Below are 11,868 nucleotides of genomic sequence, written 5' to 3'. Positions count from 1 at the left end.
GGCGACGGCGCGGGAGGCGACGGCCCCGGGGCGACGGGTCGGACGAGACCGCGGGCCTACCGGCCCGCGGGTCCGGCGGGCGACGAGCCCGGGTCGGGTCCGGACGCGCTCCAGGAGGCCGACCCGCGCAGTGTCTGCGAGGGCGTCTCGCCGAACCGGGCCCGGTACCGCGCCGCGAACCGCCCCTGGTGCGCGAACCCCCAGCGCCAGGCCACCTCGCCCACTCCCCGCTCGCCCGGGTCCGCCTTCCTGAGCTCCTCGTGGACCCGGTCCAGGCGGACCTCCCGGACGTACGCCATCGGTGACATCCCCACGTACTCCCGGAAGGACTCCTGGAGCCTGCGGACGCTCACCTTGGCCAGGGCGGCCAGTTCGGTGGTGGTGAAGGGGTGTTCGGGGCGCGCCCGTACGGCGTCCATCGCGCGCTTGACGGGGGCGGGCCGCAGCCGTTCGCCGGGGCGGTCCAGCTCCTCGCGCCACGGGTGCTCGGCCGCCAGCAACAGCCCGTTGAGCAGCGCCTCCTGCAAGGGCAGGGCGACGAGTTCGTGGTGGGCCAGACTGTCCCCGCGCAGGGCCTCCCGGGCGGCCTGCCGGGCGAAGCGCACCCACGCCAGGCCGGGGCCGCGCGAGGTGTCCAGGCGGGGCGCGAAGGAGAGCCGGCCGCGGGGCGGGCGGCCGGTCAGGCGCTCCAGGCGGTCCCGCAGCGCGGCCGCGTCGATCTTCACGGAGAGCGCCCGGCAGTCACCGCTCCACCGGTCGAGGACGGTGTCGCCCAGCGGGTCCAGCACCACCGCCTCGGCCGTTGTCGCGAGCAGCGGAGCCCGGCCACCGCCCTGCCGCAGCTCCATGACGCCGCCGCCCATCGGAGCGTTGACGTGGAACGCCCCCAGCTCGCCGAAGCGCATCCGCACGTCCGCCCCGCAGGCGAGGTCGCCGATGACCAGGGGACCCAGCTCGACGGTGTCGAAACGGGCCGCGAAGGGGCGGTCCCACCGCTCGATGACGTCCATGACGTTGGCGTAGTACCGCGCGCCGATCTCCACCCGCGCCTGGTCGACGTCCCGCGTACGAAAAGAGCTCCCACCCACGAGTCGCAAGAATATTCGCATGACGGACCGGTCCCCGACCGGCAGGATGCCCGTCATGCCTCAGCCTTTCGGATTCAGCTACGCGCGGCGCGCGGACGGCACGGTCGTGCTCACCCACCGCGGCCGTGCCGCCGGGACCCTGCGGGGCGATCGGGCGGAGAAGTTCCTCGCCGAGGTGGGGTCGGGCGACGCCCAGCTGGTGATGGCCCGCTGGACCGGCGCGTACAAGTTCGGCAACGAACGCACCGCCCGGAACCACCCCCGTCATCAGAGTGGCCGAAGGGGGCGAAGGTAAGGGAACGGCAAAGCGGTCTCGCTCGTTAGCCCTGGCATGACCGCTATGACCCCCGGCTCGAACATCCCTCTCTCCGCCGCGCGCGTGGCGGTGGACGTCGCCGCACCGGTGCGGCTCGACGTCTCGGGCCTGCTGCTCACTCCCGAGGGCAAGGTGCGCTCGGACGACGACTTCATCTTCTACAACCAGCCGGCCGGCCCGGGCGTGACGTACCGCTCCGGCGGCGGCGCGGCGCCGGACGCGATCGTCGTCGACACCGGAGCGGTACCGGCCGGCATCGAGAAGATCGTGGTCACCGCCAGCCCGGACGCGGCGGGCCAGTCCTTCCAGGGCATCGAGCCCACCGCGACGATCCGCGACGCCGACGACGGCAGCGTCCTCGCCACGTTCACCCCGCCGCGGCTCGGCACGGAGACGGCGCTGGTGGTCGTGGAGATCTATCTGCGCAACGGCGCCTGGAAGGCGCGGGCCGTGGGACAGGGCTATGCGGACGGACTCGCCGGCATCGCCACCGACTTCGGCGTCTCCGTCGACGAGGAGCCGGCCGCGCCCGCCGCCGCGGCCCCCGCCCCGGCCGCTCCGGTGGCCGCCCCCGTGGCGGCCGCGCCCGCCGCCCCCGCCGACCCCCGCGTGGCCGCCTCGACGCCTCCCCCGCCCGCCGCGGCCCCCGCACCCGCCGCCGCCACGGGGAAGATCAACCTCGACAAGGGCCGGGTCAACCTCCAGAAGAACCAGACGGTGTCCCTGGTCAAGGGCGGCCGGCCGCTGCTCTCCCAGGTGAAGATGGGCCTCGGCTGGGAGCCGGCGTACCGCGGCAAGGACATCGACCTCGACGCCTCGGTGATCGCGTACGGCCCCCAGCGCAACCACCTCGACAGCTGCTACTTCGGCAAGCTGTCCATCCTCAACGGCTCCATCAAGCACTCCGGTGACAATCTGACCGGCGAGGGAGCGGGGGACGACGAGGTCATCGTCGTCGACCTCGGCCGCCTCCCGGCCGACGCGACCGGCCTGGTCTTCACGGTGAACTCGTTCTCGGGACAGAAGTTCACCGAGGTCGCCAAGGCCTACTGCCGGCTGATGGACGCGGCGACCGGCGAGGAGCTGGTCCGCTTCGACCTCACCACCGCCGAGCCGCAGACCGGCGTGATGATGGCGAAGCTCATCAAGCAGTTCTCGGGCGAGTGGGAGATGACGGCGCTGGGCGACTTCGTGAAGTCGCGGACCGTCCGCGGCATGGTGAAGCCCGCCGCCCAGGCGCTCTGATCCGGTCCGCGCGCCGGTGTCCTGTGCGGACGGCCCACCGTCCGCACAGGACGCCGGTGGCGGGAGCGGCGCGTCCGGAGGGGAGTCAGTGCGGCTGAGGGACGCGGTTCCGTACGGCCGTCAGGTCGGCGGCGTCGTCGGCGAACTCCTCGAGGGCGCGCCAGATCTCCGTCGTGACCCGGACCGCCTCCTCCGTGTCCCCCGCCGCGCAGGCCTCGATCAGCCGGTCGTGGAGGGCGGCCGAGCCGCAGGCTCCCGTGTCGCCGAAGAGCCGTCGTTCGACCCGGCGCAGGAGCGGGGTGAAGCGGTCGATGGTGGCGGCGACGGCGTGGTTGCCGCTGGCGCTCACGAGGACCTGGTGCAGCTCGTCGTCGGCGCGCAGGGCGGCCTCGACGTCGGCGGAGCGGACCGCGGCGGCGAAGCGGACGTTGGCCTCGCGCATGGCGCGGATGCCTTCGGGGCCGAGCAGGGGCACACCGGTGCGGGTGGCGAGTTCGTGCATGACCCGGACGACGGCGGCGGCGTCCCGGACGACGCGGCTGACCAGTCGGGTGACCCGGGTGTAGCTCTGGGGCTTGGTCTCCACGAGGCCTTCGTCGGCGAGCCGGGCCAGGGCCTCGCGCACGGGGGCGCGCGAGAAGCCCAGCCGCTCGGCGAGTTCGGCGTCCTTGACCACGGAGCCGGGCGCCAGGTCCCCGCGCACGATGGCATCGCGCAGGGCCTCGTAGGCCTGGTCACGCAGCAGTGTCCGGCCCACGGGCCGCAGTCCGTCCATGAGTTGACATGTTAGGTGTCAGTCCGTGGGACTGACCAGGTCGGCGGCCCGGCGGACGGGTGCGGCGGAGCGCTCGGCGGACTCTCTACGGTGGAGGGACGGCGTACGTCTCCCCGAGGTCACCGGATCTCGGGGCGCACGGTCCCGTGCGCGTACGCACGCCGGCCGAACCAGAGTCGAACAGAGAGGCCACCTTCCATGAACCTGCCCGCGTCCGGTCGACGGGTCCTGGTCAGCGGGGCGTCGCGGGGGCTCGGCCGCGCCGTGGCCCAGGCGTTCGCCGCCCAGGGCGACCGGGTCGCCGTCCACTACGGCACCCGCGCCGACGAGGCCCGCGAGACCCTCGGCTCGCTGGACGGCACGGGGCACGCGCTGGTCGGCGGCGACCTGGCGGATCCGGCGGGGGCGGCGGCGGTGGAGGCCGCCGCCGCGGAGGCACTGGGCGGGATCGACGTGCTGGTGAACAACGCGGCGGTGAACCTGCCGCATCCGCCGGTGGAGACGCCGTACGAGGAGTGGGCGGAGATCTGGCAGCGGCACGTCTCCGTGAACCTGCTCGCCACGGCGAACCTGAGCCATCTGGCGGCGCGGCGGATGATCGGGCAGGGCGGTGGCGGGCGGATCGTCAACATCGGTTCCCGCGGGGCGTTCCGGGGCGAGCCGGATCACCCGGCGTACGGCGCGACGAAGGCGGCGGTCCACGCGCTGGGCCAGTCGCTGGCGGTCGCCCTGGCCCCGCACGGCATCGGCGTCGCCTCGGTGGCCCCGGGCTTCTTCGCGACGGAACGCGTCGCCCCGCGCCTCACGGGCCCGGAGGGCCCCTCCATCCTGGCCCAGAGCCCCTTCGGCCGGGTGGCCACGGCGCCCGAGATCGCCGCCGCGGTCCTCTGGCTCGCCTCCCCGGAGGCGGAGTGGTCCTCGGGCACGATCCTCGACCTCAACGGCGCCTCCTACCTGCGCACCTGACCGGCCGGCACCGGCGCGGCGCCGGTACGGCACCCCCGGGCGGGGTCGGCGGCCCGGACGGAGCCCGGGCAGCGCCCTCGCGGCCGAGCCGGGCGCGCGGCAAGGGCGGCACCCCGGGCCCCGGCCCCCGCCCGGCTCGGGCCCGAAGGCCAAGCGGCCGTAAGGCCCCGCCCCCCGGCGCGGTCCCCCTTACGCCCCCTGGCGGGACCGGGCCTTGAAGGCGGCCTTGCGGGCCTCCTTCGCCGAGGGCTTGTCGCGGTGGAGGCGGCCCATCGCCTCCAGGACCTCCGCCGTCGCCGGGTGTTCCACCCGCCAGGCCGCGTCGAAGAAGCCGCTGTGGCGGCCCGTCAGGCTCTCCACCAGCTCCTGGAGTTCCTCCAGGTCGCCGTCCGAGTCCAGCTGCGCCGCGATCGTGTCGATCGCCAGCCAGAAGATCATCGACTCCGGCGGCGCCGGAATGTCCGCCGCTCCCCGCTCCGCCAGCCAGACCCGCGCCAGGCCGCCCAGCTCCGCGTCGTCCAGGACCTCGCGGACCGCCGGCTCCGCCTCCGCGCCGACCAGGGCCAGCGTCTGCTGGCAGTGCAGGCGCCGCAGCGGAGAGCCCGCGTCCGCGCCCCGCGCCGCCGCGAGTAGTTCACGCGCCGCCGCCACCGCGTCCCGCCCGGCCAGCCAGCCGGCCGTCTCGGCACGGGCCGCCGTCAGGGGGTAGTGCGCGATCCCGTCGAGCAGCGCGTCCGCGCCCTTGCCGGCCAGGTCGCCGACCGCCGGGGCGTCCACGCCCGCCTCCAGCATCCGCGCCCGGACGCCGTAGAGGCCGAGCGGCGTCAGCCGCACCATCCCGTACCGCGTGACGTCCTCCTCGTCGACCGGCGGGGCCGGCTCCTCGCCCTCCTCCGCCATCAGCGCCTCGTCGACCGGCTGGTATTCGACGAGCCCGATCGGTTCGAGCAGCCGGAACTGGTCGTCGAGCCGCATCATCGCCTCCGACACCTGCTCCAGGACGTCGTCGGTCGGCTCGCCCATGTCGTCCGGGACGATCATCGACGCCGCGAGCGCGGGCAGCGGTACGGGTCCGTCGCCCGCCCCCGCCTCGCTGACGGTCAGCAGGTAGAGGTTGCCGAGCACACCTTCGAGGAACTCCGCCTCCTCCTCGGGGTTCCAGTCGAGCAGCTCGAAGTCGATCTCGCCGTCCTCGTCGATGGCCTCCGCGAGGTCGTCGATCACGGGCGCGGTGGCGTCGGCGAAGACCACGTCCAGGCCGTCGAGCCAGACGCCGAGCACGTCCCGCGGCGCACCGCCTCCGGTGAGGAGCGCGAGGTTCTCGCCGGCCGTGACCGTGCCGACGGCCTCCGACTCCTCGTCTCCGTCGCCCTCCCGCGCCGCGTCGCGCGCACCGTCGGAGGCGTCGAAGTCCGTGTCCTCGACCTCCACGAGACCCGTGTCGACCGCGACCCGCCACGCCTCGCTCGCGTACGCGGCGCCGTCCTCGTCCGCCGCCAGGCCCAACGCCTCGGCGGCCGCGGCCAGCTGCCCGTCGATCAGCTCGCCTCCCGCGCCGACCCGGGTCTCCGGCCCCGCCCAGCGGGCGAGCCGCACGGCACGGGCGAGGAGGGGGGTGGCCAGGGCGTCCCGCGCCAGCTCCGCGTCCGTGTGCAGCTGAACGGGGGGCAGGGTGGGGCGGTCCGATGCCATGAAGGGTCTTCTCCTCGAAGCTAGGCGGGGGGTGGGGGCCCGGGTCGGTCAGAGACGGCCTTCAGGGTAGACGCAATTCCGACGAGGTCATCCGGTTCACGGATCCGTCAGCCTTCGTACACCCGTCGACCCTTGACAAGGGGGGCGCCCAGACAAGAGATTGACGCGCGTAGATCTATTGACCGATTCTCCAAGCAGCTCCGGAGTTCCTTGATGCCTTCCTCCATACCGAGATCCGCGGCCGTCGCCGCCGTCGTGTCCGCCGCGCTCGCCGCCGGGCTCCTCGCGGGCTCCTCCGCCTCGGCGGAGACCACTCCGACGACGGCCGCCGGCGTCCGCGTCCACGACGTCCAGGGCACCACGCGCGTCTCGCCGCTCGTCGGCAAGCAGGTCACCGGTGTCACGGGCGTCGTCACCGGCGTGCGCACCTACGGTTCGCGCGGGTTCTGGATCCAGGACCCGCAGGGTGACGGCAACCCGGCCACCAGTGAGGGCCTCTTCGTCTTCACCAGCTCCGTGCCCACCGTCGCGGTCGGCGACGCGGTCAGCGTGGACGGCACCGTCGGCGAGTACGTCCCCGGTGGCCTGAACTCGGGCAACCAGTCGATCACCCAGCTCTCCCGGCCGACGGTCACCGTGGTCTCCTCCGGCAACCCCGTCCCGGCCCCCGTGACGATCTCCGGCCGGTCCGTGCCGGACGCGTACGCCCCCGAGGGCGACCCGGCCGCCGGCGGCTCCGTCAACGGCCTCCCGCTGCAGCCGAAGGCGTACGCCCTGGACTACTACGAGTCCCTGGAGGGCACCAACGTCCGCGTCGGCACCTCGCGGGTGGTCGGTGCCACCGACCCGTACTCCGAGCTGTGGATCACGGTGAAGCCCTGGGAGAACGACAACCGCCGCGGCGGCGCCGTCTACGGCTCGTACACCGCGCAGAACACCGGCCGGCTCCAGATCCAGTCGCTGACCCCGATCGCGGAGAAGCCCTTCCCGAAGGCGAACGTCGGCGACGTCCTCGCCGGATGGACCGAGGGCCCGCTGGACTTCAACCAGTTCGGCGGCTACACCCTGACCGCGCGCACCCTGGGCACGGTCGTCGACCGCCGGCTGCAGCGCGAGACCACGGACCGCCAGCACCGGAACGAGCTGGCCGTGGCGACGTACAACGTCGAGAACCTCGACCCGTCCGACCCGCAGGAGAAGTTCGACGCGCTGGCCGCGGCCGTGGTGGACAACCTGGCCTCGCCCGACATCCTCGCCCTGGAGGAGATCCAGGACGACAACGGCGCCACGAACGACGGCACGGTCACCGCCGGACAGACGCTGAAGAAGTTCACGGACGCGATCGCGGCGGCCGGCGGCCCGGCGTACGAGTGGCGCTCCGTCGACCCGGAGAACAACAAGGACGGCGGCGAGCCCGGCGGCAACATCCGTCAGGTCTTCCTCTTCAACCCGGAGCGGGTCTCCTTCACCGACCGCTCGGGCGGCGACGCGACGGCCGCGACCGGTGTCGTCCGCGGCGAGCGCGGCCGCGCCGCGCTGACCCTCTCCCCCGGGCGGATCGACCCGGCGAACACCGCGTGGGAGAACAGCCGCAAGCCGCTGGCGGGCGAGTTCACCTTCCGCGGCCGGACCGTCTTCGTGATCGCCAACCACTTCGGCTCGAAGGGCGGCGACGAGGGCCTGACCTCGCACCACCAGCCGCCGAACCGTTCCTCCGAGGCGAAGCGCCTGCTCCAGGCGCAGTCCGTGAACGCCTTCGTCAAGGACGTGCTGGCCATCGAGAAGCAGGCCGACGTGCTCGTGGTCGGCGACATCAACGACTTCGAGTTCTCCGAGACCACGAAGGCGCTGACGCACGGCGGGGCGCTCTACCCGGCCGTGAAGTCGCTGCCGCGCGGCGAGCGCTACTCGTACGTCTACCAGGGCAACAGCCAGGTCCTCGACCAGATCCTGACCAGCCCGGGGATCCGTCGCTTCGAGTACGACAGCGTGCACATCAACGCCGAGTTCGCCGACCAGAACAGCGACCACGACCCGCAGGTGCTGCGCTTCCGCCCGTAGCCGCACCGCAGCCGCTCCGAACGCGCCGCGGCCCGCCGACCGTCTTCCGGTCGGCGGGCCGCGGCCGTGCGCGTGGCGCCGGGTGGCGTCAGTCCTTGACGTACGTGCTGCCGAGGATCGCGGCGTGTTCCAGGACGTCCTCCAGCGGGTCGTCGACCTGCCCGACGGAGATCAGGGAGACGTGCGGCCCGTTGTGCGAGTGGTGGTGCGTCTCGTCCGCCGTGGCGGACGTGGCGGGCACCAGCACCGCCGTGGCGGCCAGTACCCCGATCAGTCCGCCGACGGTGGGCCTCGTCCTCATGTCGACTCCTCGCCTTTTCTGCTCGTGTGACGCTGTGATCAGCGCCACCGTGCTAACGCAGAGTCACCCGCATCGGTCACGTCGGGTCAGTTGTGGCTGTGGAGCACGTCGTTCAGTCCGCCCCAGACCGCGTTGTTCGGGCGGGCCTCGACGGCGCCGGTCACCGAGTTGCGGCGGAAGAGGATGTTCGAGGCGCCGGACAGGTCGCGGGCCTTGACGACCTCGCCGTCGGGCATCGTGACGCGCGTACCGGCGGTGACGTACAGACCGGCCTCGACCACGCACTCGTCGCCGAGGGCGATGCCGACGCCCGCCTCGGCGCCGATCAGGCAACGCTCGCCGATGGAGATGACGACGTTGCCGCCGCCGGAGAGCGTGCCCATGGTGGAGGCGCCGCCGCCGATGTCGGAACCGTCGCCGACGACGACACCGGCGGAGATCCGGCCCTCGACCATCGAGGTGCCGAGGGTGCCGGCGTTGAAGTTGACGAAGCCCTCGTGCATGACGGTGGTGCCGGCGGCGAGGTGCGCGCCGAGCCGAACACGGTCGGCGTCGGCGATGCGGACACCGGCGGGGGCGACGTAGTCGGTCATCCGGGGGAACTTGTCGATCGAGGTCACCTGGAGGTGGAGGCCCTCGGCGCGCGCGTTGAGGCGGACCTTCTCGACGTCGTCGACGGCGACCGGGCCGAGCGAGGTCCAGGCGACGTTGGCGAGGACGCCGAAGACGCCGTCGAGGTTCTGGCCGTGCGGCTTGACCAGCCGGTGGCTGAGCAGGTGCAGGCGCAGGTACGCGTCGTGGGCGTCGAGCGGCTTGTCGTCGAGGGAGGCGATGACGGTGCGGACGGCGACCACCTCGACGCCCCGGCGGGCGTCCACGCCGATGGCCTTGGCGGCGCCTTCGCCAAGGGCGTCGACCGCGGCGTCGGGGGTGAGCCGCTCCGTGCCGGCGGGGCCGGGGGCCTCGGTCAGCTCGGGGGCGGGAAACCAGGTGTCGAGAACGGTGCCGTCACCGGCGAGGGTGGCGAGGCCGGCGGCGACGGCGCCGGTGGTGCGAGGAGCAGTGGTCATGCGGAAAACCTAACGGGCGGGCCCCCGCGCGGGCCAACCGGTCTCAGGTGTCGGTCGAGCCGTCCGGCGGATCCGACGAGGCCGCGACCGCCCGATTCGGCGGTTCCACCGGCGCCGAGCGCGTCCCTTCCGCCCGGCCGCGCCCCGACGTCCGCCCCGGCGCCGGGGTGAGCACCCGTGCCAGCGCCTCGCTCGCGTACGCCTCGTCGTACGCCCCGTCGGTCAGGAGCACCTGTAGACAGATGCCGTCCATGAGGGCGACCAGGGCGCGCGCCGTGACGGGGTCCGTGCGCCGGGACAGGGCGTCGGTGACGGCCTCGGTCCACTCGGCGGCGACCGGGCGGAGGACGGGGCGGCGGAGGGCGGCCAGGTACAGCTCGTACTCCAGCTCCACGCCCGTCCGTTCGCCGCCGAGCCAGCGGCCCATCAGCGCGGCCAGTTCGCGCGCGAGGTCGGCCTCGGGGTCGGCGAGCCCGGGGCTCTCGCGGACCGCCCGCCCGAAGCCTTCGTTGGCCTGGCGCAGGGCGGCGACGAGGAGTTCGTCGAGGGAGGAGAAGTGGTAGGTGGTGGAGCCGAGCGGTACGTCCGCCTCGGCGGCGACCGTGCGGTGGCTGAGTCCGGCGATGCCGCGCCGCCCGACGACGCGCAGGGCCGCGTCGACGATGCGCCGGCGCCGTTCGGGGTCGTGACGGCGGGCGCGGGCCATCAGTGCGCTCCGCCGAGGTTGAGGACGACCACGCCGACGACGATCAGCACGATGCCGGCGAGCTTGGCGAGGCTCAGCGACTCGTTCATGAAGAGGACGCCGATGGCGGCGACGGCCGCGGTGCCCACACCCGACCAGATCGCGTACGCCGTGCCGATCTCCAGCGTCTTGAGCGTCTGCGCGAGGAGGGCGAAGGCGAGGAGGTAGCCGCCGACGGTGAGGAGGGAGGGCCAGAGGCGGGAGAAACCCTCGCTGTACTTCATGGCCGTCGTTCCGACGATCTCCGCCGCGATCGCTCCGGCCAGCAGTCCGTATCCCATGTGTACGAGCGTACACATGGATAGGGACACCCGTACACATATATCCGTACGTCTGTACGCACGGCCTCCCGCTACGGTGTCCCGCATGACGCATCACTCGGGACCGTACGGCTACGGCTACCCTCCCCCACCGCCTCCGCCGAAGCCCGGCGTGATACCCCTCGTGCCGCTCAAGCTGAGCGAGATACTGACCGGCGCCTTCGCGACCCTCGGCCGCTACTGGAAGCAACTGCTCGGGGTGACGCTGGCGGCCTACGGCGCGGCGACGCTGGTCCTGGCCGCGGCGGTCGGGATCGCCTACGGGGTGGTCGGCGACCACCTGTCCGCCGTCCTCGACCTCTCGGGCGCCCGCGAACCGTCCTGGGACGACGTACGGCCCCTGCTGATCGCGGCCGTCTGCGTCTGGCTCGTCGCCATGATCGTGATGGTCGCCGCGAGCGGTCTGGTGTACGCGGCCTGCCCCGCCGTCCTCAAGGAGGCGGTGCTCGGGCGCCCCACCACCTTCGGCGCGGTCTGGCGACGCTCCTGGGCGAGCCTGCCGGCGGTCCTCGGCACGGTCTTCCTCACCATGCTGCTCATGCTGCTGCCCATGGCGCTCTTCGGCGCCGCCCTCGTCGGTCTGATCGTGGCGGCCGTCGCGACGGCGAACGAGTCCGGCTCGGCCTCCTGGGTGCTGCCGGTCCTCGGCCTGCTCGGCGCGCTGCTGCTGTTCCCGCTGACGGCCTGGCTCTGGGTGAAGCTGAGCCTGGCCCCGTCGGCGGCGGTCTTCGAGAAGCAGCGCGCGGTGGAGGCGATGCGCCGCTCCTGGCGCCTGGTGCACGGCTCCTGGTGGCGGATCTTCGGCGCCCTGCTGGTGGCGGGCCTCATCTCGGGGATGGCCGGCTCCTTCTTCCAGCTGTTCGCCCAGCTCTTCTCCAGCCCCATGACCTTCACCGCCGAGACGGCCCCGGAGTCGCCGGGCGAGGTCCTGGCGGAGATGGCTCCCTTCCTCGCGGCCTCACTGATCCTCTCGACGCTCGGCCAGATCGTCGTCTCGGTCTTCCCGCCGCTGGTCACCAGCCTCGTCTACGTCGACCAGCGCATCCGCAAGGAGAACCTGGCGCCGGTCCTCCTCCAGGCGGCGGGAAGCCCCGCGCCCGGCAGCTGAAAGCGGTCCGCGGCCCGGCCGGAGGCGGCTCCTCCGCCGCCGGCCGCCGACCGGACGCGTACGCGAGAACGGCCGTGGGGCCCCCCCCCCCCGCCCGGCCCCGCCCGCCACCGCAGGGCCCCGGGCGCCGCCCGACCGTAACGACCCACCCCCGCCCCGCACCCCCCCCCCCCACGAGGGG

The 11,868-nt window shown here is 73.5% G+C and carries 11 protein-coding genes and 1 pseudogene; 5 read left to right on the top strand and 7 right to left on the bottom strand.

The window, feature by feature from the left end; all coding sequences use genetic code 11:
• Window positions 1-56 precede the first annotated feature (56 nt).
• Complete coding sequence (locus tag ACZ6RC_RS31330) at window positions 57-1,088, bottom strand: AraC family transcriptional regulator (protein ID WP_469589651.1); 1,032 nt, start codon at window positions 1,086-1,088, stop codon at window positions 57-59.
• A gap of 55 nt (window positions 1,089-1,143) precedes the next feature.
• On the opposite strand from ACZ6RC_RS31330, the gene ACZ6RC_RS31325 reads away from it, so the two are divergent.
• Window positions 1,144-1,383 carry a hypothetical protein gene (locus tag ACZ6RC_RS31325; protein WP_391140560.1) on the top strand — a complete coding sequence of 80 codons (240 nt, stop codon included), beginning with the start codon at window positions 1,144-1,146 and terminating at the stop codon, window positions 1,381-1,383.
• A 45-nt stretch (window positions 1,384-1,428) separates the two neighbouring features.
• Window positions 1,429-2,649, top strand: a complete 1,221-nt coding sequence (locus tag ACZ6RC_RS31320) for a TerD family protein (RefSeq protein WP_453615741.1) — start codon at window positions 1,429-1,431, stop codon at window positions 2,647-2,649.
• Window positions 2,650-2,734: 85 nt separating this feature from the next.
• Here the strand turns inward: ACZ6RC_RS31320 and ACZ6RC_RS31315 are convergent, their stop codons facing one another.
• Entirely contained in the window at window positions 2,735-3,424 is a 690-nt protein-coding gene (locus ACZ6RC_RS31315) for a GntR family transcriptional regulator (protein WP_469589646.1), read from the bottom strand.
• A gap of 198 nt (window positions 3,425-3,622) precedes the next feature.
• Here ACZ6RC_RS31315 and ACZ6RC_RS31310 point away from each other — a divergent pair, with 198 nt between their 5' ends.
• On the top strand, window positions 3,623-4,390 hold the full coding sequence (locus ACZ6RC_RS31310; RefSeq protein ID WP_453615071.1) for an SDR family NAD(P)-dependent oxidoreductase: 768 nt from the start codon (window positions 3,623-3,625) through the stop codon (window positions 4,388-4,390).
• Between the two features lie 189 nt (window positions 4,391-4,579).
• Here ACZ6RC_RS31310 and ACZ6RC_RS31305 read toward each other — a convergent pair whose 3' ends face one another.
• On the bottom strand, window positions 4,580-6,082 hold the full coding sequence (locus tag ACZ6RC_RS31305) for a hypothetical protein (RefSeq protein WP_469589642.1): 1,503 nt from the start codon (window positions 6,080-6,082) through the stop codon (window positions 4,580-4,582).
• A 213-nt stretch (window positions 6,083-6,295) separates the two neighbouring features.
• Between ACZ6RC_RS31305 and ACZ6RC_RS31300 the strand changes: the two genes are divergently transcribed.
• Complete coding sequence (locus tag ACZ6RC_RS31300; RefSeq protein ID WP_391140565.1) at window positions 6,296-8,143, top strand: endonuclease/exonuclease/phosphatase family protein; 1,848 nt, start codon at window positions 6,296-6,298, stop codon at window positions 8,141-8,143.
• Window positions 8,144-8,231: 88 nt separating this feature from the next.
• On the opposite strand, the gene ACZ6RC_RS31295 is transcribed toward ACZ6RC_RS31300, so the two are convergent.
• The 4 genes and pseudogenes from ACZ6RC_RS31295 to ACZ6RC_RS31280 all read right to left on the bottom strand — a co-directional run bounded on the left by ACZ6RC_RS31295 (window position 8,232) and on the right by ACZ6RC_RS31280 (window position 10,540).
• On the bottom strand, window positions 8,232-8,444 hold the full coding sequence (locus tag ACZ6RC_RS31295) for a hypothetical protein (protein WP_391140566.1): 213 nt from the start codon (window positions 8,442-8,444) through the stop codon (window positions 8,232-8,234).
• Between the two features lie 86 nt (window positions 8,445-8,530).
• Window positions 8,531-9,514 (bottom strand): 2,3,4,5-tetrahydropyridine-2,6-dicarboxylate N-succinyltransferase, encoded by a 984-nt coding sequence (gene dapD, locus ACZ6RC_RS31290; RefSeq protein ID WP_391140567.1) that lies wholly within the window; start codon window positions 9,512-9,514, stop codon window positions 8,531-8,533.
• A gap of 142 nt (window positions 9,515-9,656) precedes the next feature.
• Window positions 9,657-10,220 (bottom strand): annotated as a pseudogene (locus ACZ6RC_RS31285) (TetR/AcrR family transcriptional regulator); the annotation flags it as partial.
• Complete coding sequence (locus ACZ6RC_RS31280) at window positions 10,220-10,540, bottom strand: DMT family transporter (RefSeq protein WP_391140568.1); 321 nt, start codon at window positions 10,538-10,540, stop codon at window positions 10,220-10,222. The gene ACZ6RC_RS31280 and the pseudogene ACZ6RC_RS31285, both read right to left, overlap by 1 nt.
• An 85-nt stretch (window positions 10,541-10,625) precedes the next feature.
• Here ACZ6RC_RS31280 and ACZ6RC_RS31275 point away from each other — a divergent pair, with 85 nt between their 5' ends.
• Window positions 10,626-11,687: a DUF7847 domain-containing protein gene (locus ACZ6RC_RS31275; protein WP_469589636.1), complete on the top strand. Its 1,062-nt coding sequence runs from the start codon at window positions 10,626-10,628 to the stop codon at window positions 11,685-11,687.
• Window positions 11,688-11,868: the final 181 nt, after the last annotated feature.

Source organism: Streptomyces sp. NPDC048353 (assembly GCF_055587165.1).
Note: the sequence above shows the minus strand (reverse complement) of the source record. Positions and strands in the feature narration are given on the sequence as shown.